Raw genomic sequence first — 23,084 nt, forward strand, 5'->3', positions numbered from 1 at the left:
CCTCGGAACCGCCACGGCGGGCTTTTCCCATGCGTGTGACGCATCGCGCCGGGCGCGGCGTCACTTGATGATGACGTCCTCCGGCTTGATGTCGCTGGTGAAGCTCGGCGCGAGCTCGGTCTGGTAGGACTTTTCGAAGAATCCCTGGTCGGTGAGGGTCTTGATCTCCTTGTTGGTCCAGTCGAGCAGGCTCTTGTTACCCTTCTTCACGGCGGGGGAGATGGTGGACTCCTCGCCGAGGGTCTTCACGCCCACGGTGTAGCCCTTGTTGTCCTTGGCCCATGCGTACAGGTAGGTGTTGTCGTCGGCGAGGGCCGCCACACGGCCGTCCTTGAACGCTTGGAACTGCTGGGTCTTGGAGTCGAACTTCTGCAGCTGGACGTCGGGGTAGTTCTGGGTGAAGAACGTCTCCGCGGTGGTGCCCTTGGTCACGGCCAGGGTCTTGCCCTTGAGCTGGTCGGCGCTGGTGATTTTGGCCTTGTCGGGGGAGACCACGCCGATGGAGACCTTCATGTACGGGCTGGCGAAGTCTACGACCTGCTTGCGTTCGTCGGTCACGGTGAAGTTGGCGAGGACGAGGTCGACCTTGTCGGACTTGAGGGCGTCCACGCGACCGTCGGCGTTGACCTGCACCCAGTCGACCTTCACACCGAGGTCCTTGCCGATCTGGTTGCCGAGGGCCACGTCGTAGCCGGCGCGGGTGCCGTCGTTCTTCACGTAGCCGTAGGGCGGCAGGTCACCGAAGGTGGCGATGCGGATGGTTCCCGCCTTCTTGATCTGCTCGACGGTCTGGCCCTGCTGCGAGGAGGCCGCGCCATCGGAGCTGCTGGAGCCGCCGCAGGCGGCGAGCGAGATCATGGTGACGCCGGCCAGAACCCCGGCGATGACTTTCTTGAGTGTATTCATCGTTGCTATCCTCTCTGTTCGGTGATGAATCCCTTTGGAAAAATGGAAAAACCGGTCTATTCCCCGTCGCTGATCGGCGCCATGCTCTCCAGGAACGCCTTGGCCCGGTCGGTTTCGGGATGCGTGAAGAAGTCATGCCCCGACTGCCGTTCCAGGATCACGCCGTTTTCAAGGAACAGCACGGTGTCGGCCACACGGCGAGCGAACTCCATCTCATGGGTCACCACGATCATCGTCATATGGTGTTCGGCCAGGCCGAGCATGAGTTCGAGCACCTCGCGGACCATCTCCGGGTCGAGCGACGCGGTGACCTCGTCGAAAAGCATGAGCTCGGGGTTCATGGTCAGCGCGCGCACGATGGCGATGCGCTGCTTCTGTCCGCCAGAGAGCTCGCGGGGGTATGCGTCCCGGTATTCGCTCAGCTGCACGTCGGCGAGGAGGCCGTCCATCTGCCGTTCCACCTCGTCCTTCGGGCGCTTCTGCACCTTGGTGGGACCGAGCAGGATGTTCTGCGCCACGGTGAGGTTCGGGAACAGGTCGTAGCTTTGGAACACCATGCCGATCTCGGTGCGCAGCCTGCGCCACGTCTTCTCCCTGCCGTCGATCGGCTCGCCCTTGAACGATATGGTGCCGCCCTGGATGGTTTCGAGCCCGTTGAGGCATCGAATCAGCGTGGACTTGCCCGACCCGGATGGGCCGAGCAGCACGAACACCTTGCCGCGCGGCACGTCGAAGCTGATGTCCCTGAGCACCTCGTGGTCCCCATAGGACTTCTTGAGATGCCGGACCGACAGCAGGATCTCGTCGTTCGAGACGGAATTGTTCGAATCAGCCATTGTTACGCTCCTTGGCGCGCTTCTCCAAGGCCCGGGCGATCATCGCCAGAGGCCAGCATACGATGAAATACAGCAGGAACACGAATCCATACACCCAGAACGCGGAGTCCGGATGGGCCATGCGGTTCGCCTCCATGATCTGCTGACCGACGGTGATGACGTCGATCACGCTGATGAGCAGCAGCAGCGACGTGGTCATGATCACGCGCGCCGCCAGATTGATGGTCGCCGGGACCATGAGGTTTATTGACTGGGGGAGGCGCACGTACCACAGCAGCTGAAGGCCGTTCATGCCGAGCGCCTTGCCCGCGTCGATCTGATGTTCGGGCACGGAGATGAGCGCGCCGCGGACGACGTCGCTGATCTCGGCGGCGACCCACAGGCCGAACGCCACCACGGCGATGGTCTCGCCGTCCACCTGCACGCCCATCTCGCGCGGCAGGATGTAATAGAACAGGAACAGGATGACCAGCGTCGGGATGATGCGGAAGAACTCCAGATACAGGCGCAGCACGGCCCTCAGCACCGGATTGCGCAGGATGCGCAGGGCGCCGAGCACGACGCCGAGCGGAATGCCGAAGACCAGCGCAAGGCCGGCGATGCTCACCGAGGTCCACAGACCGCCCAGCAGTCGGGTGAGGTTGTCGCCCGTGAACAGGATCGTCCAGCCTGCGTCCGCGGCGAGCACGGTCGATGCGGAATCAATCGCCGAAAGTACCACGGCGTACCCTCCTTTCGAGCAGGGTCAGCATGACGGACAGCGGGATGAGGATGATGGCATAGGCCACGACCAGCATGAGCAGGTACTCGTCGGTGCGGTAGTACATGCCGATGAGGTCGCGGGCCGTGTTCGTGAGCTCGGGCACGGCGATGACGGTGAACACCGAAGTCTCCTTGACCAGGAAGATCGCGTTCGCGGCCACTGCGGGAACGCTTCTCGTCAGGCCCTGGGGAAGGGTGACGTGCCGGATCATCTGCAGCGGCGAAAGGCCGAGCGCCTTGGCGGATTCGACCTGGATGGTCGGGATGCCGCTGAAACCGCCGCGGAACGCGCCGGACATGTATGCCGCGCCGAGCAGCGAGATGCCGATGATGGCGCACGCCTGGGCGCTGAGCTTGATGCCGATCGAGGGGAATCCGTAATACAGGAAGAACAGCTGGATCAGCAGCGGCGTATTGCGGAGCAGCTCCTCGAACGTGGCGCAGACCTGGGAGGCCACCGGCACCCGGTATTCGCGCACCAGCGCGATGGCCAGTCCCAGGATCGTCGCTAGCGCGACGCCGATGGCGGAAAGTTCGAGCGTGAGCACGAAGGCCTTCCGGAAAAGGGGAAGGGCCTGTTGGATGACCTGCCAGCTCATCTGCCACCCTCCTTCGATCCCTGCGTTGTTGTCTCTGTCTCTTTGCTTTGCATGAGTCTTTTTCTCTCGGAAACGTCTGTGAATACCATACGGGCTTTTCCGGCACCATCCGGACGCGGCCCCTCCGCGGGAAAGGGCCTGTGCGGGACGGCGGGGTCTCGCCGTACGTTTGACGAACGACGGTCCCCATGGTCGGGCATCGATGAAAACCGTTGCGGTCATTGGTGTCCCGATGTCGTGCCGATCCGTCGGCGGGGAGTCCGGCGGCGAAGGGGAGTCCCGTGGTTATGGACATCATTTATGACGTGCTATCAGCAAATCGATAACTACCATAACAAAACTTTGGTGTGTTGCAATTGCGTCGGTAATAGATATATGTTTGAAGCAAGGTGCGTGATATAAAAAAACCTTATAGGGGCGAGACCGTCGCGCCGGGCGTCCCATGCTCCCGTCTATGTCCCTCGTGCCCTTAGACTGGGAGACATGTCTTTAACTATTGGAATCGTCGGTCTGCCGAACGTCGGCAAGTCCACCATGTTCAACGCGCTGACCCGCAACAACGTGCTTGCGGAGAACTACCCGTTCGCCACCATCGAGCCGAACACAGGCATCGTGCCGCTGCCTGACGACAGGCTGGCCGTGCTCGCCAAGTTGGTGCACACCGAGAAGATCGTGCCCGCCACCGTCACCTTCGTCGACATCGCGGGCATCGTCAAGGGCGCGTCCGAAGGAGAGGGCCTGGGCAACAAGTTCCTCGCGAACATCCGCGAGGCCGACGCCATCTGCGAGGTCGTGCGCGCCTTCGAGGACGACGACATCGTGCACGTCAACGGCCGCATCGACCCCGCCGACGACATCGACACCATCAACACTGAACTTATCCTCGCCGACCTGCAGACCATCGAGAACGCGCTGCCGAAGCTTGAGAAGGACCTGCGCGGCAGGAAGATCGAGCCCGCGTACCTCGACGCCGTGAAACAGGCCAAGGAGATCCTTGAGTCCGGCGAGACGCTCGACAAGGCCGCCCGCGAGGGCCGTTTCGACAAGGATTCGGTCTATGACCTGCATCTGATGACCGCCAAGCCGTTCATCTACGTGTTCAACGTGGACGACGACGAGCTGCAGAACGCCGACCTGAGGAAGAGGCTGGCCGGCTCCGTCGCCCCGGCTCCGTCGGTGTTCCTCAACGCCCAGTTCGAGGCCGATCTCACGGAGCTCGACGAGGCGGACGCCCGAGAGATGCTTGAGGACGCGGGTCTCAAGGAATCCGGTCTCGACCAGCTGGCCCGCGTCGGCTTCGACATCCTCGGACTGCAGACCTTCCTCACCGCGGGTGAGAAGGAGGTGCGCGCCTGGCAGATCCACAAGGGCTACACCGCCCCGCAGGCCGCCGGCGTCATCCACACCGACTTCGAGAAGGGCTTCATCAAGGCCGACATCGTCTCCTACGACGACTTCGTGGCCGCCGACGGCTCCATGGCCACCATCAAGGAGGAGGGCAAGCTCCGTCAGGAGGGCCGCGACTACGTGATGCAGGACGGCGACATCGTCGAGTTCAAGTTCAACGTCTCGAAGTAAGTAATACCAACGATTTCTGCCTGTCAAAATTTGTCAAAAACTACGGCGTGTCGGCATGTTTTTGTACAGGTTTTGACAGACCCGCAAGGCGGGGGCGTCGTCGAACGTGGATTCGATGCCGCCCCCGCCTTGCGGGTCTATGGCATGGATGCTGGTTAGTTTCCGTTAGCTGCCCAGTATCTTTCGCTTTGACTGCATTAGGTAATCCTCATTGAGGTCAATGCCCACGTACTTACGACCAAGCGATCGCGCTGCAAGTCCGGTTGTGCCACTTCCGTTGAATGGGTCCAGCACGATGCCATTGCGTTTGCAACCTGCCTTAATACATCGTTCGGGTATCTCTACTGGGAATACAGCAAAGTGTGCGTCATGTGTGAATGAAGGACAAATCGGCCAAACGTCTCGGAGATTGCGTCCCCGCTTCAGGTCTCCCACGGGCTTGATGTTTTTTGCCCCACCATTAGCGCGATAAGAACCGGATTGGTTTTCAATGTTCTTAAAGCGCCGTTTCGAGATGTCGGACAATGGTATACGTACATCATCGATGTTGTAAGTGTTGCCGTCGGTTTTAGTAAACAGGAAAATCTGTTCGTGATTATGGTTCAACCGATTACCAGATGCACCAGGAAGCACCCTCGTTTTATGCCAGATGACCTCATTGCGCAATAACCATCCATCCTGCATCATAGCGAGAGCCAGCCGCCAAGGGAGGCCCATCAAAGAATGCGCGGGAGCGGGATCGCGCGCATCTCCTGTCGAATAGCAATCGTCAATATTCAGCCACAGAGTACCGTCATCCGCAAGTATGCGCTTTACCTCATGGAACACGCCAACGAGCTTCTTAATGTAAGCATCGCTTGTATCCTCGCGGCCTATTTCCTTGCGACCTCCGCTGTAGTTTCGTTGATTGAAATAGGGTGGGGACGTGACAACGCAATCAATGCTCTGCGCAGGGAATCCGCTCATAACCGCTTTTGCATCACCTTGATATAGCCGTAGCCCATTTTCGTGATGCCAGAGACAGTGTGTGGGGAATGAGCCATCCCATTCCAGCTCATCATCTTGCACCGGCGTGAGGTCGTTTAACACGGCAAAGCCATTAGCAGCTATGCTGACAGCGCCAAGTGTCGTCTTCTCAAGCTCTTGGGTTGCAGCAATCACCGTCTGCTTGAAACGGCTGCGTCCGCCGTTACCTGTAATGACGTACATGTCGTCATAACTAACAGATGCCCCGGCAAGCTGTTGCCTTGCGATAAGGTACAGGTCTACGGACATGGATGATCGCAGCTGCCTTACTATCAAGGAATCCACGCTAATGGCATGGGCCAGACGATGCATGAACTGCCGTGTCAACACGATTTCGCCCTGCTTGTTTTGGCGTGAGACCGATAATGACCGCCAACGCTGTCCGTCGTGCTCGGAATACCGACAGCTAAGCAGCAATGAGAGTTGACGTTCTATGCGGTCGTACTGCCGGCCGCCAACACTAGCGTCAGCTCGAACCATAAAATCCCGTAATCCAGAACGGGCTATGCGCCCTGTTTCGGCATCGACGCTTCCATCTCGCTGAATGAGACTGGTGCTCATCCACATCAGTACAAGTCGTGCCGCCTTACCTGACGGAAGAGTCTCCGCTGTAGTGGACACGCGATACTGTCCGCGCGTTAGAGACTGCTGCCCTCTATCCCTGTGGGGAAAGGCCATGTCCAGACCAAGTCTCGGAAAGAACATCTTCATGGGCGCTCCAAGTCTCACCTTAAACACAGCCGGTATCGGCTGCCCTGATGTATTAACCATAACAGATGTGCAAAAGGTGATGACGTCGATACGTGTGGCGAGTTAGCATATGAACTCATACACATGAGACAATGGTGCTGCCAAGTAACGCTGGGAAAGGAATGTGCATGCCGACGCTGGAATGGATGGGCAAGGATAAGGTCATTGGCTATCATCGCCAGGTCCCCTATCGCGTGCTTGACAGCGTTCCGGCCAAGGGTGTCCTAGCAACAGATGGTAGCGATCGCGGCAACAAGATTATTCATGGTGACAATCTTGAGGCGTTGAAGTCACTGCTTCCCGAATATGAGGGAAGGGTAGATTGTATCTACATCGACCCGCCATACAACACCGGCAACGAAGGATGGGCTTACAACGATAACGTGAACGACCCCAGAATCCGTCGTTGGCTGGGTGAAGTCGTTGGCAAAGAAGGCGAAGATTTCTCACGGCACGACAAGTGGCTGTGCATGATGTATCCGCGTTTGCAGATGCTGCGTCTCTTGCTGAGTGAGACCGGTGCTATCTTCATCAGTATCGACGACAATGAACAGGCAAACCTGAAAATGATGTGTGATGACATCTTTGGGCCATCCAACTTCATTGCCACTATCATTTGGCAGAAGCGCACCTCACCGGACGCCCGCAAGAGAATGAGCAATGGTCACGAGTACATTCTCGTATACGCCAAGAATGCCTCGGACCTGACTAAGGTGCTCAATCTTCTTCCATTGGATGAAACAGATGCAAAAAAATACCGTAACCCGGACAACGACCCGCGAGGGCCGTGGGTGTCGGTTGATTTCACGGCGCAAGGGTACAGGCCAAACCAGATGTATCAAATAGAAACGCCTTCCGGGAAGGTCATTGACCCTCCGGAGGGACGTTGCTGGAAAAACTTGGAGAGCGTGTACAAGCAGATGCGCGCCGAAAACCGCCTATGGTTCGGCGAAAGTGGGGACGGGGTGCCGCGCCAGAAAAACTATCTGGCCGATAGAGCCGGCAAAACTGCATGGACTTGGTGGCCGAATACCGAGGTGGGCCATACTCAGGAAGCCACGCAGGAGCTTGCTGAACTGCTCGGCAAGGCAAGATTCGACTACCCGAAGCCGGTAAGACTGATAGAGCGAGTGCTGGAACTGGCTACCAATAAGGAATCTATTGTTCTGGACAGTTTCGCCGGTTCGGCAACGACAGCACATGCCGTTTTACGCTTGAATCAACGTGACGGGGGTCACCGTCGGTTCATTCTCGTGGAACTGAGCGATTACGCGGATACAGTTACTGCCGAACGGGTCCGTCGTGTCATTGCGGGCTATGGTAAGGGCGATAAAGCGACTCCCGGCATTGATTCTGGTTTTTCTTACTACGAACTTGGACCGGTGCTGTTCGAGCCGGATGGCATGCTGAATCCTGAAGTGCCGCGTGAAGAGCTGTTCCGGTATGTCTGGTATACGGAGACGAAGGCTGATTATGTTGACATGACGAGTGAGCATCGTTACCTTCTTGGAGAGATAGCGGATACCGTGTATTACCTCGCCTATGACGGTGCCGAGGAAAGCGTGCTCGGCTATGACCTACTGAGAACGTTGCCTCGACGTGGTTCCACTACTGTCATTTATGCCGATCGCTGCGTACTGCCGCAGGACAGGCTCGATGCTCTGAACATCGTTTTCAAGCAGATTCCCCGTCAGATTGCAAGGGTGTGATTGCCATGGAACTGAAGAAATACCAGCGCAAAGTTCTTTCCGCAGTGCGCGAGTATGCCCATCTGACCGTCGAACTTGGTACCGGAGGCGCCGCATATGACCGTCTGCTTGCCCAGGATGGCTTACGTCCCGGCAAGGACGATATACGTCCGTACGCTGATGACGTGAACGGTGCGCCAAGGGTCTGCGTTAAGGTGCCTACTGGAGGCGGTAAGACCTACATTGCCGCCAATGCCTTGCGTACACTCACGGACGAACTCCGAGTTGACACGAAGGCTGTCGTATGGCTGGTGCCTCGTAAGGAGATACTACGCCAGACGCTGCGGCAACTGCGCAATCCCGCGCATCCGCTTCGTATGGCTATAGACCGCGATTTTTCACATCGCGTAGAAATCTTGGACAAGGAAGACGGCCTGATGGGGCGGGGCCTTAATGCATCATCCGTAGAAGGGCAGCTCACTCTGTTTGTGTTGTCCTATGATTCGTTTAAGAATAAAGACGGTCGCCGGGCTTATGCAGAGAACTCTTCACTGGTGGCGTTGACCAACTACCAGAAGGCACAAGGCGAAGCCGTAGAAGTTGCTGGTGCTGATGATACGGCTCTTATCACTGCGTTGGCCGGCATGCATCCCATCGTCGTCGTGGATGAGTCCCATCATGCCAAATCGAGTCTATCCCTTGAGATGTTGCGTAATCTCAATCCTCGTTTTGTGCTGGAACTGACAGCCACGCCTTCCGCTAAATCCAACGTCATCGCTCGGGTATCTGCCCAAGAGCTCAAGGCGGAGGAAATGGTCAAACTTCCCGTCATTGTGTATCGCAGGGACGGCAAGACCGAAGTCGTGCAAGATGCCATCATGCTGCGCAGACGACTGGAACAAATCGCGGAAATCAACGAACAGAAAACGGGCCACTACATCCGGCCTATCGTCTTGCTGCAAGCCGAACGCAAAGATGCCGATAATGCTGAAACCTTCCGCAAGCTGAAAGCTAAACTCGTGGATGCCGGCATACCCGAGGAACACATCGCGATCCGGACCGGCAACGTGGATGAACTCGGAAACGTGGACCTCATGTCCCGGGGATGCCCCATCCGCTACGTCATCACGGTCGAAGCATTGTCAGAGGGATGGGACTGTCCGTTCGCCTATGTGTTGGCGACCGTTGCGAACAAGTCCTCTCGCACCAGCGTTGAACAGCTTGTAGGGCGAGTACTGCGCCAGCCTTATGCTCAGCATGCCAAATCAGGCAGTCTGAATACATCGTACGTCTTGACATCATCGGCCGACTTCAACGAGACCATTGACCAAGTAGTTGCGGGACTCAATGGAGCAGGATTCTCCAAAAGGGATGTGCTGGCAAGTATAGAATCCGATGACCCGAACAAGACATCAGGTCCGGTTCCAGTGCAAGGCATCCTTGATGAACTGGCTCATCACGCCGAAAACAACGACACAGAAGTTTTCGAGGGTGCTGATGATTTCGATGACTTGACGATTGCCCTACCTGATGAGAATGAAAAACTGCCGGATAATGGGAGCACTGAATCAGTACCCGACTCCATCGATGACATGATTCGCGCGTCCGAAACTGCTGAAGCTGTATGCGCTCAATCCGCCAAAGATAATACGGACACATTGCTGGGCGGCACGACTGGAATGGGAGACGACATGAATACATTCCGCATAAGAGATACAGTGGCCGACACCGTACGTAGCCTAAGGATTCCCCGTTATCGTCTCGAACAGCAAGCCGGCCTGTTCTCAGATTTGGATGACACTGAAGGTGAACTATTCGATCGCGACTCCCTGCTTGAACATTTCATGCTCGCTAAAATCGGCACGGAAGACATCAGACTTGATGCCATGCACGTTGCTGACGCTAAACAAATCGACATCTCGAACGATTCCGAACTCAAGGTCCGTAATCTATCCGATGCACAGCGCCGAGGTATGAAAGAGCTTTTCGCACGCGATAGCAACGAAGGCCGTCGGCGAAGCGCCAAATTGGACCTTCCAAACCTTATGAGTCCGCAAGTGCAAAAGCTGTATGGCGCACACGGCTTGAAATCATTCATCAACCGTGTTGTAGACCAGATGAGCGATGACGAACTCGAAGGATACTTGGACAATGCATCCGCTTATGCCGCTATCATCAGCCAGGCAATCAAGGACAAGGCAGACGCATTCCGCGTTAGAGAGTTCGATGTGGAGCGCCGTCGTGGCGACATCATCATTACGCCTGAATACGCATTTCCATCTTCGGTGTATCTTCCCAATCCATTGACCACTCTCGATCGCACACTGTACGAAGCCGAAGACGGTGGTATGAACGAGTTGGAACTTCAGATGGCCGACTCTTTGGCCAACTGTGAAGGTGTCATCTGGTGGCATCGCGTTGTAGAACGTCGCAAGGGCGAGTTCTACATCAACGGATTCATCAACCACTACCCGGACTTCTTGGCTATGACACGCAGCGGTCGTTTGTTCGTCATCGAGACAAAGGGCGAACAGCTGAAAAATGACGACAGTCGTGACAAACTCAGACTTGGAAACCAATGGGCCAGTGATGCCGGACCAAACTATCAGTATTTCATGGTATTTGGCAATAGCCCTATGGACATTGATGGTGCGTATTCGTTTGCCACGTTCAAGTCTGACTTCTTGAACCACCTGTAAATCGATGGAAAAAACAAATCGTCTAATGTAACGAACGCGAGAAAGAGAAAGAAAAATGGGAGTAAGTTCCACATTTCAAAGGTTTTGCTCATCCTTGCTCATGGATAAAGATACAACAGATACCATAAGCCTGAGATACCACAGCATTGTCAAGCTGATAAATGTTTATTACTGGGACGTTTCCAGTGAGTCGCTCCATGGTTTATATGTCGGTTCTTATGGTAGAGGGACTGAAATCTCGACCAGTGACATCGATATCCTAATAGAACTGCCACCTGAAATATTCCATCGTTATAACCGTTATACCAGCAATGGTCAATCTGCTTTATTGCAAGAAGTAAAAACTGTAATACAAGCCAGATATTCAAACTCGCATTTGCGAGGTGATGGACAAGTTATCGTTATTGAATGGTCTGATGGGATTCGTTTCGAGATTGTTCCCGCATTTTCCCAAGATTCCGGTAATGCATATTACTACCCGGACACTCATGATGGAGGTTCATGGAAAGTAACGAATCCTAAGGATGAAATCAATGCGTTAAATAGCCTTTCAACATACTATGAACATTCGCCCAAAGATTTATGTCGCATGCTTCGTGCATGGAGAGATGCCAACAATGTCAACATTTCTGGTATAGCAATCGATGCGTTGGTTTATGTTTTTTTCTTGCTTAATGATGTGCCAATTGAAAAGTACAAAAACTATTCCCAATATGGGGAGATGACTCGCGATTTCTTCGCGTACCTTGTAAAACATGGCAGCGATTCCAGTTTATTTGCTCCGGGAAGTCTTTCAACTATAGATTTTTCCGTAGATGTTACGGCAAAAGCAAATAGTGCATATGAGCACGCTAAAGAGGCTCAATACGATGTAGACCTTGGCATTGATTCATTAGCAGAAGATGAATGGAAGGCCATCTATGGTGACCGATTTGAAGTCAGATTATCGTGAACAGCTCCGGTCTGAGCTGATAACGCGGTACGGGAAAGTGGTGTACACATTCACTGCGCATGAAAAGGATGCACACCGGTTAAGGGCGAAAGACCGTAGGCTCCGATGGAGCCAGCTCATATTTTCAGCAATAACTGCGGGTGGGTTTTTAGTAACCGTATTCCCTACATGGGCTAAAACCATTGGGGCGATTTTTGCCGTTGCTCTCGTGATTGTGAACGCAGCAACAAAGAATTTTAATCCGGCGGCGAAAGCTGAGGAACACCAGAAGGCAGCCGATCGCCTATGGATAGTACGCGAAGAGTATGAGGCACTCCTTACAGATTTTAACGAACTAAGTGATGATGAGATTCGTGAGAAGCGTGACAACTTGACTAAGACTGTAGCGAACATCTACGTAACGACTCCGCGAACGTCTGAGAAAGCGTATCAGGAAGCGCAACATGCGTTAAAGAAAGAAGAAGAGCAGACCTTCAACGAAGGCGAAGCCGAACGGTTCCTGCCACCTGTATTGAGGCGGCAATAACTGCCTTGTCGAACCGCGATCGCCGGAACGCCCTTGGCTACTTCTTCTCGTTCATACAAGCCAAACAGCTGGCGACGCCAGCTGGCTTAAGTGTTTATATAGAAACAACTGGCACGTAGCGGTAGGGGCGGCAAGCTGATTGGTCGCCGCACCTACCATAAGGTCTGCTGAGATTATGAAAGGAAATCGGCTTCGTCATCATCCGCGTCAACGGTTTCGTATTGAACGTATTGGCGTAGGTCTGTCAGCCAGTTGAATGTGATGGACTGTTCCAGCGTCCAGTTCGCGTTACCAGTCCTCGTGCGTTGCAGGTAGCGATCGCAGAGCTGTCGCTCGTCGGCATCGTGAAGCACTTGGGCGATGATGCCGGTGCGGGAGATGAGGCGGGCTCCCGTAATGGCGTCTATTTGCGGGATGATTTGGTCGAGTTCTTCTTTGCTGGTCTTCGCAAATAGTTCGTCGGGTTTGAAGGCGTATTTGCATGTTTCCTGGATGGCTGATTTCAACAGTGCAGGATTCTTTGTGAGATGTGCTTTTTGTTTTGGCGTCATGGCGTGTCCTTTGACACTGATGGATTCGATATCGATTACCGCGCCGTTGGACCATGCTTTCTTCTCGTTTTGCCGCGCCTTCTCGTAAGTGACTGTACCGGGCTCGCATTGCTTGACCTGAGCCTGGGCTTGCTCGATGGTTTGTTCCACGTCGGCGCGGCTCATGCTCATAAATCGTTGCCAACGGTCGGTCTGGAAATCATCATGCGTTATTCCCTTTTTCCGGTCTTGTCGGATGATAGTTTTTACGGCTTTTTGAACGGCGTTGGTCCATTCCAGTTTCCACCACAGAAGGTCTTTGTATAGGTGGTTGGCTTCCACGATGTCACCCTTGTAGTCGTGTTTGTTCCTGATGTCGTCTTTATGGAGTTGGTCATGGTAATAGGCTTCCAGGGTCGCGAAAATCATGTGGGCATGCACATGCCATTCGCCTTTTGCCCGTATGCCGTCTATCTGCCGTTGCAGCTCTGCCTGTTGTGTATCGGTCATGTCATGCGTGGCTTCATGCTGCTGTAGTTGGTCTTCCAGCTCGTGTAGGCCGGCGTTGACGTACTGATTGGTGGCTTCGTCACTGCGTGTGGTGCCTGCGATACCTTGGGTGAATACTCGCTCGCGTTCGCTCATGCTGTGATTGATGTCTACGTGGGTGAGGTTACGGACGGCGCTATTGAGCACGCGGATGCCGAGCGCAAGGTCGTCAAAGTTGGGCATGGTCCCCGTGAAGAATGCAGGCGTCGCGAACCGTAGCTCGGCAATCCGCTCATACAGTTCGGGCAGTAAATCCCGGTAGTATTCGGGGTTGGACAGACAATCGAGTGCCGCGCCGACGCACAGTTGGTTACGGACGGCCCTACGCCCCATGCAAATGTTGCAGGTCTTCTGGTTGCAGAACCACGCATGCGCCAACAGACTGCGCCGCACGTTGCCATCGGTCATGGTCTCGAACGTCAGCTTATCCGCGCAATCTGCCAGCTTCGCCGCCGACTTAGTGTTTCCCAGCCGTTGGTAGCTTGCGACAATACGACTCTGCTGCTTTTTCTGGATGGTGATGTTCTGTGCGGTTCTGTTGTCCTCGATGACATCCTCCAGGAGATTACGGCTGCTGATGTCGTGGTGAAGTCGGTCAAGAATCGTCTGTGAGTCGGATGGCTCTTGCAAACCGCAGTCTTCCAGTGTGGGGTAAGGCCCGCATGCGGCGGAAGTACGGCCACCGGGAAGACTTGTCTGGTCGGGATAGGAGATGACGAGTCCCAATCGTGCTCGTGTCATCCCCACGTACAGCAACATGTCCGCCTCGTCGCTGCGATCGCCCCATACGGCTCGACTCACGCCCACCAGTATGATGATGTTCGCTTCATCGCCTTTGTAGGAATGAATGGTGCGGAAGGCGTCCACGTCTATTGGCATGTTGCGTTCCTCAAACGTTCGCTTTAACGCGCGGAACTGGCTGCGACGCCACGCGAGGAATCGTATGTTGCTCACCGCAGTATGACCGTCGGCCAATAGGCCTTCAACGATGTCCGCGATTTTCTCGGCTTCATCCTGTTCATTGTTCGCTCGTATCAGCTGGGGCGTCATGCCGGCTGTGGCGTTCTTGGCGGCTTTGATGTTGTCTCCGAACACGTGGTTCGCGGCATCGACTATCTCTGGTGCACATCGGTGGTTAACGGGAAGTTCCAACGTTTGGTCGAAGTGGCTGCCATCGCGGAACCAGTCAGGCGTCGCGCCCTGAAAAGCCATGATGCCTTGCCGCCAATCGCCGGCGACGATGGTTTGCATCGTCGTAGCGGTGATGCTTTCCACCAGCCGTATTTGTGCCGGGTTGAGGTCCTGTGCTTCATCAACGCCTAGTATCTCGAACTGAAAACCTGACTGCTGGTAGTGTTGCGCGGCGAGTAGCTCAATGGTTGGCCATTCAGCACTGTGAATGGTCTTGCACCGCTTGGCGTATTCCTCCAGGATGTCTTTGAGACATTCAGATTCGGGATGCTCGTCAGGATACATGGCGTAATGCGTTGCATCTTGCATCAGTTGTTTCAGCGTGATGTGTTCGTGCGGGTACTTCCTCATGCAGGTTTTTCGAATGTCGGAGAGTATCGATTTCTTGTCCTCGTCAGTGATGGCCGTGACGTATATGCCGGCCGCGCCTAGTATCCGCAAGGCCAGTGAATCGAGTGTGCTTACGCTGGTGCCATACACACCATTGCGCGTAAGCGCACCATCGATGACACGGGCGGCTTTGCGGGTAAACGTGATGACTGCGATGCGTTTCGCGTCGTGAAGTGTGGCGGCGGCTGCGATGGCGTTGGCGAGCGTCCGTGTCTTACCGGCTCCGGCCGACGCGACGATGCGCAGTCGGTGGTCCGTGTTTCTCGCCGCCAGTAGTTGCCAGCGGGACATCTCCAGCTCGCCGTCGTGGATTCGCTTTTGCAGTACACTGTTGCGATGTGCGCGTTCGAGCTGCCGTTCGTTCTTGACAAGCGTGAGCCGTTGCGTGGCAGATATTGCTGTTACGGACATTACGAAACACCTCCATGTTTCGGTTCCACGGGAGGGGAAGCCCGTGTTATCGTCGGTTGCTCTTACGCCGGCCGGTGCCATTGTGGCGACGGCCGGCGTTTGGTTTTAAGGGGAATATAGAGAGCCGCTTATCTGGTGGCTATCGTTACGGCATGCGCCCAGTGACAGGAGATGCTATCCGTCGTACGTGTTCTCGCATCCATCATGCTCTGGTCGTCAAATCGACGCCGCCCCACAACGGTCCGCCGTTGGAATCGGCCATCACGACGCGCGCCAGCTGTTCGGTGCCGGTCGCTGCGATGCCACGGCGAATCGAATGCGCGATCGCCTCACTGGTTACAATCCAAACGACCAGCGCATAAGCGTCACGACTCTGCCGAGTGGAGTATCCGGCCATCGTGGCGATGTAATCGTTCACGGGCTTGCGCGTCAGTTCGACTTCGATGGCTATGGATTGGTGGAACGGTCTGGCAAGAACCAGGTCGGGTCTGTGGTCGGTCAGTGAGATAACGGCGCTGTCCGATTCGGCGTACACGTTGCTGACCAGGCGTTGCTCGCGTATGCTCCATGCCTCACCATGTGCCATGACAATCCATGGCCACAACTGATACGGATTTCCGCCGGCCCAAGCTCGGTACGCGACATCATCGCGTTGCGTATCCATGAGGTGCATCATCTGTGCCACGGCCTGGTCGCGTTTGCCGGACCGGCGCAACCGGCCTTCGGCCATGCGAAGGTCCGTTTCGCAAACCAGGCCTGCCTCGTAGTCCTCCATCTGTGCGCGAACGTTTTCCCACTCATTGCTGGGCAAGTGCAGCACGTTGTCGCCATGCGCAAGTTGCGATGCGATGCTCGACACGGCCAGTGCGTGCGCCGAAGCATCTGCGGCTTTCAGCGGCGATGTCTCCAGTCCCAGCAATGGGATGAGTTTGGGCGTCGGTACGAATACGACATGTGCGCTCGGACCGGTGATGACGCGCACGTAACCACGTTCCGAGTAGGCGTGCAGTCTTCGGCTAATCCTGTATCGGCTGGATAGCGCCAGCCCGGAAAACCGGACGGCGCTCAGAATGCTGAGGCAACGAAACCTCGCCAACGCTTCCAACACCCTTCGGTCGCCGTTGGTCGGGCGCAAAGTGCGGGTCATTTTGGTGTCCTTCCATAAGTACAAGGGACGGTATGAAGCCGTCAGACACGATGTATGACGGCTTGCCAGCCAATATCGCAGAACTCGCATCAGATGTTGTGCCTGATGAGGTCGGAAAACGTCTGACGCCGATAACGCCGGTGGAACGGGATTATCGGCGCGATCGCATCGGCGAGTAAATCACACATAACCGCCATCGGAAAGCCAACAAAGACAGCGAGAATGCGATTCGCACACTCCGGCGTCGGGGCATGGTCATTCCATTGGAGAGCCGTCGTGGTCTGAGATATAAGGGGCCAGCTCTTGGTCGCCGCATACGCTTAGAGCACGCTGGAACGGGAGAACGACCCCGCCGAAATGCCGGCAGGCGATGCGGCGATAATGAAGCGCGGCGGCGAGGCAAAGCGCGAGCGGCTTTTTCTTTTTTTTTCGACGATATGTTCCTGACGACATTTCCCGGAAAAGGAGCAGCCATGCCAAGCGCCAAAGACCCAGCGATAATCCACATCATCGGACCCGAGACGGCCGAGTTCTGCGTCAATCCCGGCCGGTGCATACTGACGCATCACCGGATGAGCGAGCTCAACGAAGCGCAAATCATCTCCGTCTATGCATCAGCCGGCATCGACATCACAGAACCGCATCCACTGAGAAAAAAAGATGCAAGACGCATACCTTAAACACAACTCGTTCGCGTTTTTCGGACGAATATGCGCACATGTTGTGCTTAAGGTTCAGTGATGGCTAGGAATGTATAGTTACTGTTTATCAGTATTCAAATCCAGTTGGAGGTATGGCTTCCTTGACCATGTGCGCATAGCGATCAAGAGTGAATGAAGCGTTCTTATGTCCGAGCTCCGCCGCTACCTGTGGAATGGGTACCCCTGCTTGTATGCGGCTGGATGCTGCAAAATGGCGTAACCCATGATAGGTCCAACCTTTTCTGTTGTGTATTGAGTTTTTACGATGGAGCGGGTATTCGCCGGTGTTGGCAGATACATAATCAAAAATCGGATTGAGGCTTCTTTCAACGAAGTTGGCTTCGGTCATGTACCCGCAGGTACCAGGCACTATGGCAGTGTTGTTCGTCCATCCAGGTATGGGACGTATGGCGGGCAGACCGTCCTTGGTCATACGTGGATTGGAACGTGCCGGGAATAGGAGCATTTCGCGGAACTCGTCTATACGCTTATTCGGCGGTATATCGGCAAGGGCTGGCGAGTTCCACAGTTCGCGGAAGCGTTCGAGAAGCATCCATCCTATAGGCACATACCCCTTGGTCCACAGGAGGCCGGCTTCTTCATCGGTGCATGTCCAGAATGATACGTTGTTTTGTGACTCCGGCTGCTGCTTGAAACGCGTGACGATGTTGCCGATGGCTTCGCGCTGACTGACGTGCGTGCGATTGGCGATGTATTCCCAATTAGGAAGGAAATACGGCAAGTGCGCTACACGTTCTCTGCCGATTCCCATTTTCGGCGGCTGAATAAGGTACTTCGTTCCCGCCTGCGTTATTTGTTCCTCGATGCTGATTCGCCCGTTGTAATCCGCACGACTGTCCCAAACGGGAAATGTTCCTGTTCTTTTTTGGTTTCGGCGAATGGCATAGACCTCAGTACTGGCGGGAACTGTCCTGCCCCCGATGGTTACTGTCCGGGTATCGTTATGAATGGCGAGGCTGGAAACAAACATGCGTGCTGCTTGTTCACGAGTCAGAAAATGCCTGACACGTAGCGGTAGCATTTCCCCTACGCGGAGACCACCGGCTGCGCTCAAGGCAAATGCAAGGCCGATAAGTCGAAAGCGTTCGCCGCAAGCTACTATCTCTGCTGCTTTGCGTTCATTCTGATGATGCAGGTGTTTCGGTATACTGCGTCGGATGTCACTGGCGTACACAGGAATGTGTTTCGTTTGTTTTTTCGGCATGTTCGCCGATCGCATTTGAGCATCTTCTTCATCGATGGGGAGACCCAAACGAATACGAGCGTCAAGCGGGGTGATGTCCATGATGCCGTCGAAGGCGTCGGGTGACTGATTGAAGAAACGCGTGACCTCTCGTGCGCTACTGGTCTTTTTCCCCGTCATCGGGTCTATGTGCGTTGGCTTTCCGTCACGTTGTCCGGGCATTGCGTCATCCAGTGGCGTAATGCTCATGGTGCTGTATGCGGCAGTGATGATGTCGGCAACGTATTTGCCACTGGGAATGTCACGCTCATCAACGGGTTTGGTTCGCCCCTTATATGCTTTCCCCGTGACTATGAGCTGTGAAGCATAAAATGTTGCATCATTTCCGGTCCACCGTTCAGCTTGCGCCATGGTTCCCTTGATGAGGCCCTTAATCTTACGTTGACGCTCGTTGTTCAATGTAGGTAGCGTAATGCTGCGGATGTCCGATTGCGTGATACGTGTCACTGGTTTGTTACCAAGCACCGGCGCAAGATGCTTCTTGTATAGGGAAATCATTCCCGCTCGAGTGCCGTCTGACCAGTCGCTTCCTTTCACAGCAGACATTTCGTAGAACATCTCTTCAAACGTTGGAGGTTGGATGTTTGCTCGTGTCTGTGTAACATCGCCGAGGCCCTTACGAGCCGCCTCGATGGCTGCGTCCTGAGTCGCGCAGTTCGTAGTCCGCATTTTCCCGGTTTTCGGATCGCGCCACCGCGGTCTCCAGTATGGCGATGCGGCGGTAGGCGCAGTCATGGAGGCGCGACCATTCAGTATCGGGATTGCCTTGCGATTCTTTCTAACAGGTTTCTTGACGTTTGTCATGCTGCTCCTTCATTTTGACATTTCACTGTCAAAGCTCATAGCATGAATCTTAACAAAATATTGAAATAATAGGAAAACCCATACGAAAAATGGTAATCACGAAGAGTTCAAGTTCAACGTGAGCAAGTAGGGGTTGACGTTCCTGAAAACGGCGGATTTCCAACGTTTCCGGCTTCTCGGAGTGTGTGGAATCCGCCGTTTTTCGATGCACGCGAAACCGCCGTTTTCCGCACGTATTCCGCCGTTTCCCGCATGGATAGAGTGCCTTTAGAGTGCCTTTTTGAGGGCGCTTGCGGCGGGGTCCCCGAAGGCGCTCCCACGACAGGGAGGCAATCATGGCGACCAACGGAAGACGACGCACGAAGGGCGCGGGCAGCATCATCCACCGCAAGGACGGCTCATGGGAGTTCCGCCGCGAGATCGGCCGCGACCCCGCCACCGGACGACGCCGTTTCATCACGGCCAAGGGGAAGACGAAGGCGGACGCGCGGGAACGCTTCGACGCGAAGATCGACGAGCTGGGGCGCACCGGCAGACTGCCCGGCGGCCGGTCCCCGTATCTGAGGGACTATGCGGAATGCTGGCTCGACGAGTACCGGATGCACGTGAAACCGACCACGTACCGGACGCGCGCCGGCCGCATCAAGGCGTGCATGGAGGTCATCGGATGCGTGCGACTGGCGGACCTGACCGCCGACCACATCCGAAAATGCATGCGCGTGCTCGGAAAGCGGCTCGCCCCTCCACGCTCAAGGACCACTATGTGAACCTGAAGATGATGCTCGACCAGGCGGAACTCGAAGAGCTCATCCCCGTGGACCCGTGCCGACGCGTGCGCCCGCCGCGACGGCGTGCCCGGCGTCAACGTATGCCAGCAGATACAGGAATACGGCAAACCCGGCGAGGTGGAGATACCCGGATGGCTCAAGGCCGAGCATCTGTACGGCATCCTGTGGCTCACCACGCCCAAGACCAGGACCGCCCACCGATTCGTGCCCATCACGGAAAACCTATGGGAGCGGCTGTGGGCGCGCATCCGGAGGCTGGGCATAGGCCCGCGCGAGCTCGTGTTCACCAACTCGCGAGGCAACCCCATCCGCAGCAGCACCGAACGATACAACTGGCGCAAGGCGCTCGCCGCCGCCGGCCTGCCCATGGTCAACGTACACAGCGCACGCCACTGGACCGCCAGCATGACCGCCCGCGCCAACATGCCCGACGACGCACGCACCGCCATCATGGGCCACACCAGCATCGCCATGACCAACCACTACACCCACAGGGATGCGGCAAGCCTCGCCAAACTCCTCGGCCAGGCCATCCCCGAACTCCACGACGCCACCGACGTCATCGACGCCGAGGTCATCGACGAAGCCTCATAGACGAAACCAACAACGAAGCCCCGGCGCTCGCAAAGAGCGGCCGGGGCGGTTCCGATCAGGCCTTGTGCTTGCGGGGGCGTCCGACGCCGACGCCGCGGCCGGGTCGGGCCGCGTTCCACGCATCGATCGTCTCCGGCAGCCAGCCACGAGTCGAACCGATCAAAGCGTCCGGCTCCGGCAGATGATAGCCCCTCGCCGCGGGGTTCTTCACGCCGATGCGCTCGCCGACCTCCTTGAGGCTCAGGTACCGTTCGGTCATCGCCGGCCTCCCGCGAGGTATCCGAAGACGCCGGCGGCGATGGCCCGCCCGCCGACGGCGAGGATGAGGCACATCGCGCCGCATGCCAGCGAGACGAACCCGTATGTGTTTTTTGCGTTCATGATGGTCCATGGATTAGTCTGGTAGGGAGCCGTAGCTCCGGATACTTGGGTTATTCGGAATCTGCGGCTTTCGTCCTATCTGCGAGGCCCTCCCCGCGCAGTGCGGCGACGGTGCTGCGGGCGAGCTTCGATGCCTCGTCCTGCGCCTTGCGCGCGGCGTCCCGCTTGGAGAACGGTTCGTCCACCATGCGCTGCGTGGCCTCGTCCAGCCGCGGTTCGACGGTGATCTCGCCGACCCGCACGTCGAGCATGCCAGCCGCGTCTCGCACCATGGCCTCGACCTGATCGAGACGGCGGGCCTGCGTGAACAGGCCGGGGATCTCGGGGACCTCGACGGCCCACCGGCCGCCGCTGCGGATGCACACTGCGGTGACGTTCGCTGTTCCGCTCGTTTTCATCATGCGGTGACGAGGGGCCGGATGTCGCCGAGACTGGTCGGGTCGAACGTGAGCAGATCGTAATCGTTCTGGAGATTGCTCCAGAATTCCGCGGTGGTTCCGAGTGCCTTGGATAGTCGCCATGCCATCGCGGTGCTGATGCGTCGCTTGCCGTTGACGATCTCGCCGATGGCGGTCTCGCCCACGCCGATCGCCTTGGCGAGCCGGTAGCGGCTGATGCCGAGCGGCTGCAGGAATTCCTCGTCGAGGATCTGGCCCGGTGTGCTGTAGTATCCGTTAGCCGTGGTAGTCGTCGAAGTAGACATCGGTTGCCTCCTTGTTGGTCTCGTCCCATTGGAATACGAGTCGCCATTGCTGGTTGACGCGTATGCTCCAGCGGCCTTGCAGATCGCCTTTGAGTGGTTCGAGCCTGTTGCTCGGCGGTATGCGCAGGTCCCGCAGTTCGTGTGCGGCCTTGAGCATCTGGAGCTTGCGCATGAGGGTGCGTTCAAGGCCGACCGGATAGCCTTTGGTATACCGGCCTCCGTAGAGGAAGTCGGCGAGTTCCTTGGTTCTGGTTTCCACGACACTATACTAACGCAATGCGTTACTAACGTCAATCGTTACTATTTCGGATCGTTCCGTCGAATCCTCGGCCTTGATGCGGTCGGCCCATGCGTCGATGTCGATGGGAGCCTTTCGTTTTATTCCGGCCATTCCGGCCAGAATCCCAATGGCGTCGGTTCGTGGGTTGGATAGATTTTCAGCCCGTCTTACCTAGATTGACGCGGACGCCCTTGCCCAGGGATATGCTCTTGCGGATTTTGAATCCCATCGTTCTCCTTGCCTTTCTCACCTGTGTATGGCCGCGTTGTCGTGCAGCCATTCCCGGTACGCGCGGACGGTCCACGGCATGACGGTCAGCTCCCGCGCCATCGCGCAGACGTCACCGCCATAGACGATTTCCGCGGTAACGTATTCGCCCATGTCGATGAGTATTCGCGCGGCGTCGATGTCGGCTCGCCGTTCCGTCACGGCGTCGCCATGACCCCCGACGTCATGATGCCTGGCATGGCTGATCTCATGGGCGAGCACGCACCGGCGCTGTATGGGCGAGAGCCTGTCGCTGAGCACGATCTCGTCCCGTTCCGCGTCGTACACGCCCTCCAGCCCCGCCGGCAGCGGACGGTCGCATATCCGCCGCACCCACCGCAGGGCGACGGCCTCCAGCACACCGTCATCCATGTCAGGCCGCCTTCTCCGTGTCGCTCCATCCGAAGCAGGGATGGTCGTTCGACTGGTCGAGGAAGGGGGATGCTATCTCCCGCCATTCGCCGTATTCCCCCACGAAATCGGCGTCGATTCCGGTCCGTGCCGTCATTTCGGTCCCTCCATTCCCTTCCTCCACGAAGTCCTGGGTTTCGATGTCGTTCGGCGTCGTTCGGCTTATGGCAGTTCCTCGTATGCCTGCTGTTCCGCGTCGATGTCGCCGCGCTTCGCCGCCATCGCGTAATAGTCACGAGTCCCGGCATCATCGCCGGCGTCCGCGATGCGGTCCGCGAGCGCGTCATCCGCACGAACGGGGGAATCGATGTCGGCAATCAGACATACGGCAAGCCTTGGGTCACATCCCAC

Annotated in this window: 22 protein-coding genes and 2 pseudogenes; 7 read left to right on the forward strand and 17 right to left on the reverse strand. The window is 56.4% G+C overall.

Annotated elements, in window-relative coordinates; translation table 11 throughout:
• Positions 1 to 60: 60 nt before the first annotated feature.
• Genes DF200_RS05845 through DF200_RS05860 form a run of 4 tightly spaced genes read right to left on the reverse strand, consistent with a single transcriptional unit; the run spans position 61 to position 3,103 of the window.
• Positions 61 to 906, reverse strand: coding sequence for a transporter substrate-binding domain-containing protein (locus DF200_RS05845; RefSeq protein WP_109137349.1), 846 nt, complete (start codon positions 904 to 906; stop codon positions 61 to 63).
• A gap of 56 nt (positions 907 to 962) precedes the next feature.
• Complete coding sequence (locus tag DF200_RS05850) at positions 963 to 1,742, reverse strand: amino acid ABC transporter ATP-binding protein (RefSeq protein ID WP_109137350.1); 780 nt, start codon at positions 1,740 to 1,742, stop codon at positions 963 to 965.
• A complete protein-coding gene (locus DF200_RS05855; RefSeq protein ID WP_241520152.1) occupies positions 1,735 to 2,463 on the reverse strand; it encodes an amino acid ABC transporter permease in 729 nt (242 codons plus the stop codon). Before DF200_RS05855 ends, DF200_RS05850 begins: the two co-directional genes overlap by 8 nt.
• Entirely contained in the window at positions 2,444 to 3,103 is a 660-nt protein-coding gene (locus DF200_RS05860; RefSeq protein WP_109137351.1) for an amino acid ABC transporter permease, read from the reverse strand. Before DF200_RS05860 ends, DF200_RS05855 begins: the two co-directional genes overlap by 20 nt.
• Positions 3,104 to 3,586: 483 nt before the next feature.
• On the opposite strand from DF200_RS05860, the gene ychF reads away from it, so the two are divergent.
• Positions 3,587 to 4,681 carry a redox-regulated ATPase YchF gene (gene ychF / locus DF200_RS05865; protein ID WP_109137352.1) on the forward strand — a complete coding sequence of 365 codons (1,095 nt, stop codon included), beginning with the start codon at positions 3,587 to 3,589 and terminating at the stop codon, positions 4,679 to 4,681.
• Positions 4,682 to 4,846: 165 nt separating this feature from the next.
• Here ychF and DF200_RS05870 read toward each other — a convergent pair whose 3' ends face one another.
• Positions 4,847 to 6,268 (reverse strand): DNA-methyltransferase, encoded by a 1,422-nt coding sequence (locus DF200_RS05870; protein WP_158275793.1) that lies wholly within the window; start codon positions 6,266 to 6,268, stop codon positions 4,847 to 4,849.
• 317 nt (positions 6,269 to 6,585) lie between these two features.
• Between DF200_RS05870 and DF200_RS05875 the strand changes: the two genes are divergently transcribed.
• The 4 genes from DF200_RS05875 to DF200_RS05890 are packed head-to-tail and all read left to right on the forward strand — an operon-like array spanning position 6,586 to position 12,322.
• Positions 6,586 to 8,166, forward strand: coding sequence for a site-specific DNA-methyltransferase (locus DF200_RS05875; RefSeq protein WP_109137354.1), 1,581 nt, complete (start codon positions 6,586 to 6,588; stop codon positions 8,164 to 8,166).
• A 5-nt stretch (positions 8,167 to 8,171) separates the two neighbouring features.
• A complete protein-coding gene (locus DF200_RS05880) occupies positions 8,172 to 10,844 on the forward strand; it encodes a DEAD/DEAH box helicase (RefSeq protein WP_109137355.1) in 2,673 nt (890 codons plus the stop codon).
• 55 nt (positions 10,845 to 10,899) lie between these two features.
• Complete coding sequence (locus DF200_RS05885) at positions 10,900 to 11,796, forward strand: SMODS domain-containing nucleotidyltransferase (protein ID WP_109137356.1); 897 nt, start codon at positions 10,900 to 10,902, stop codon at positions 11,794 to 11,796.
• A complete protein-coding gene (locus DF200_RS05890) occupies positions 11,765 to 12,322 on the forward strand; it encodes an SLATT domain-containing protein (RefSeq protein ID WP_158275794.1) in 558 nt (185 codons plus the stop codon). The genes DF200_RS05885 and DF200_RS05890 overlap by 32 nt, the downstream gene beginning before the upstream one ends.
• A gap of 1,958 nt (positions 12,323 to 14,280) precedes the next feature.
• Here DF200_RS05890 and DF200_RS11355 read toward each other — a convergent pair.
• Together DF200_RS11355 and DF200_RS05900 are read right to left on the reverse strand one after the other, a co-directional pair.
• Positions 14,281 to 15,474, reverse strand: a pseudogene (locus tag DF200_RS11355) (UvrD-helicase domain-containing protein); the annotation flags it as partial.
• Positions 15,475 to 15,595: 121 nt separating this feature from the next.
• Complete coding sequence (locus tag DF200_RS05900; RefSeq protein ID WP_109137359.1) at positions 15,596 to 16,540, reverse strand: hypothetical protein; 945 nt, start codon at positions 16,538 to 16,540, stop codon at positions 15,596 to 15,598.
• A 32-nt stretch (positions 16,541 to 16,572) separates the two neighbouring features.
• On the opposite strand from DF200_RS05900, the gene DF200_RS10800 reads away from it, so the two are divergent.
• On the forward strand, positions 16,573 to 16,719 hold the full coding sequence (locus DF200_RS10800; protein WP_158275796.1) for a hypothetical protein: 147 nt from the start codon (positions 16,573 to 16,575) through the stop codon (positions 16,717 to 16,719).
• A 141-nt stretch (positions 16,720 to 16,860) separates the two neighbouring features.
• Here the strand turns inward: DF200_RS10800 and DF200_RS10670 are convergent, their stop codons facing one another.
• Both DF200_RS10670 and DF200_RS05910 read right to left on the reverse strand, forming a co-directional pair.
• Positions 16,861 to 17,136 carry a hypothetical protein gene (locus DF200_RS10670; protein ID WP_146192024.1) on the reverse strand — a complete coding sequence of 92 codons (276 nt, stop codon included), beginning with the start codon at positions 17,134 to 17,136 and terminating at the stop codon, positions 16,861 to 16,863.
• Between the two features lie 172 nt (positions 17,137 to 17,308).
• Positions 17,309 to 19,309, reverse strand: a complete 2,001-nt coding sequence (locus DF200_RS05910; RefSeq protein ID WP_109137361.1) for a tyrosine-type recombinase/integrase — start codon at positions 19,307 to 19,309, stop codon at positions 17,309 to 17,311.
• Positions 19,310 to 19,644: 335 nt separating this feature from the next.
• Here DF200_RS05910 and DF200_RS11290 point away from each other — a divergent pair.
• A pseudogene (locus tag DF200_RS11290) lies at positions 19,645 to 20,691 on the forward strand (tyrosine-type recombinase/integrase).
• A 55-nt stretch (positions 20,692 to 20,746) separates the two neighbouring features.
• Here DF200_RS11290 and DF200_RS05920 read toward each other — a convergent pair.
• The 8 genes from DF200_RS05920 to DF200_RS05945 form a co-directional block, all read right to left on the reverse strand.
• Complete coding sequence (locus tag DF200_RS05920) at positions 20,747 to 20,950, reverse strand: hypothetical protein (RefSeq protein ID WP_109137362.1); 204 nt, start codon at positions 20,948 to 20,950, stop codon at positions 20,747 to 20,749.
• The gene (locus DF200_RS11230; RefSeq protein ID WP_277725062.1) at positions 20,947 to 21,072 is read right to left on the reverse strand and encodes a hypothetical protein; all 126 of its coding nucleotides are present in this window, start codon (positions 21,070 to 21,072) and stop codon (positions 20,947 to 20,949) included. The genes DF200_RS05920 and DF200_RS11230 overlap by 4 nt, the downstream gene beginning before the upstream one ends.
• 50 nt (positions 21,073 to 21,122) lie before the next feature.
• The gene (locus DF200_RS05925; protein WP_146192025.1) at positions 21,123 to 21,473 is read right to left on the reverse strand and encodes a type II toxin-antitoxin system HicB family antitoxin; all 351 of its coding nucleotides are present in this window, start codon (positions 21,471 to 21,473) and stop codon (positions 21,123 to 21,125) included.
• The gene (locus tag DF200_RS05930; protein WP_109137364.1) at positions 21,470 to 21,775 is read right to left on the reverse strand and encodes a HigA family addiction module antitoxin; all 306 of its coding nucleotides are present in this window, start codon (positions 21,773 to 21,775) and stop codon (positions 21,470 to 21,472) included. Before DF200_RS05930 ends, DF200_RS05925 begins: the two co-directional genes overlap by 4 nt.
• A complete protein-coding gene (locus DF200_RS05935; RefSeq protein WP_109137365.1) occupies positions 21,747 to 22,034 on the reverse strand; it encodes a type II toxin-antitoxin system RelE/ParE family toxin in 288 nt (95 codons plus the stop codon). Before DF200_RS05935 ends, DF200_RS05930 begins: the two co-directional genes overlap by 29 nt.
• Positions 22,035 to 22,301: 267 nt before the next feature.
• A complete protein-coding gene (locus DF200_RS05940; RefSeq protein ID WP_109137366.1) occupies positions 22,302 to 22,694 on the reverse strand; it encodes an ImmA/IrrE family metallo-endopeptidase in 393 nt (130 codons plus the stop codon).
• A gap of 1 nt (position 22,695) precedes the next feature.
• Positions 22,696 to 22,830, reverse strand: coding sequence for a hypothetical protein (locus tag DF200_RS11235; protein ID WP_277725067.1), 135 nt, complete (start codon positions 22,828 to 22,830; stop codon positions 22,696 to 22,698).
• Between the two features lie 65 nt (positions 22,831 to 22,895).
• Complete coding sequence (locus DF200_RS05945; RefSeq protein ID WP_146192026.1) at positions 22,896 to 23,084, reverse strand: hypothetical protein; 189 nt, start codon at positions 23,082 to 23,084, stop codon at positions 22,896 to 22,898.

The sequence above is a fragment of the Bifidobacterium catulorum genome, assembly GCF_003129925.1.
Taxonomy (GTDB): domain Bacteria; phylum Actinomycetota; class Actinomycetes; order Actinomycetales; family Bifidobacteriaceae; genus Galliscardovia; species Galliscardovia catulorum.

Bases quoted from the DNA above. Each gene is read 5' to 3' on its own strand.
- DF200_RS05885 (WP_109137356.1), top strand. From the start codon at position 10,900: ATGGGAGTAAGTTCCACATTTCAAAGGTTTTGCTCATCCTTGCTCATG.
- ychF (WP_109137352.1), top strand. From the start codon at position 3,587: ATGTCTTTAACTATTGGAATCGTCGGTCTGCCGAACGTCGGCAAGTCC.
- DF200_RS05880 (WP_109137355.1), top strand. From the start codon at position 8,172: ATGGAACTGAAGAAATACCAGCGCAAAGTTCTTTCCGCAGTGCGCGAG.
- DF200_RS10800 (WP_158275796.1), top strand. From the start codon at position 16,573: ATGAAGCCGTCAGACACGATGTATGACGGCTTGCCAGCCAATATCGCA.
- DF200_RS05870 (WP_158275793.1), bottom strand. From the start codon at position 6,268: ATGAGCACCAGTCTCATTCAGCGAGATGGAAGCGTCGATGCCGAAACA.
- DF200_RS05940 (WP_109137366.1), bottom strand. From the start codon at position 22,694: ATGGATGACGGTGTGCTGGAGGCCGTCGCCCTGCGGTGGGTGCGGCGG.
- DF200_RS05900 (WP_109137359.1), bottom strand. From the start codon at position 16,540: ATGACCCGCACTTTGCGCCCGACCAACGGCGACCGAAGGGTGTTGGAA.
- DF200_RS05930 (WP_109137364.1), bottom strand. From the start codon at position 21,775: ATGTCTACTTCGACGACTACCACGGCTAACGGATACTACAGCACACCG.
- DF200_RS11230 (WP_277725062.1), bottom strand. From the start codon at position 21,072: ATGAACGCAAAAAACACATACGGGTTCGTCTCGCTGGCATGCGGCGCG.
- DF200_RS11235 (WP_277725067.1), bottom strand. From the start codon at position 22,830: ATGACGGCACGGACCGGAATCGACGCCGATTTCGTGGGGGAATACGGC.
- DF200_RS05925 (WP_146192025.1), bottom strand. From the start codon at position 21,473: ATGATGAAAACGAGCGGAACAGCGAACGTCACCGCAGTGTGCATCCGC.
- DF200_RS05890 (WP_158275794.1), top strand. From the start codon at position 11,765: ATGGTGACCGATTTGAAGTCAGATTATCGTGAACAGCTCCGGTCTGAG.
- DF200_RS05845 (WP_109137349.1), bottom strand. From the start codon at position 906: ATGAATACACTCAAGAAAGTCATCGCCGGGGTTCTGGCCGGCGTCACC.
- DF200_RS05920 (WP_109137362.1), bottom strand. From the start codon at position 20,950: ATGACCGAACGGTACCTGAGCCTCAAGGAGGTCGGCGAGCGCATCGGC.
- DF200_RS05850 (WP_109137350.1), bottom strand. From the start codon at position 1,742: ATGGCTGATTCGAACAATTCCGTCTCGAACGACGAGATCCTGCTGTCG.
- DF200_RS05875 (WP_109137354.1), top strand. From the start codon at position 6,586: ATGCCGACGCTGGAATGGATGGGCAAGGATAAGGTCATTGGCTATCAT.
- DF200_RS05860 (WP_109137351.1), bottom strand. From the start codon at position 3,103: ATGAGCTGGCAGGTCATCCAACAGGCCCTTCCCCTTTTCCGGAAGGCC.
- DF200_RS05910 (WP_109137361.1), bottom strand. From the start codon at position 19,309: ATGACAAACGTCAAGAAACCTGTTAGAAAGAATCGCAAGGCAATCCCG.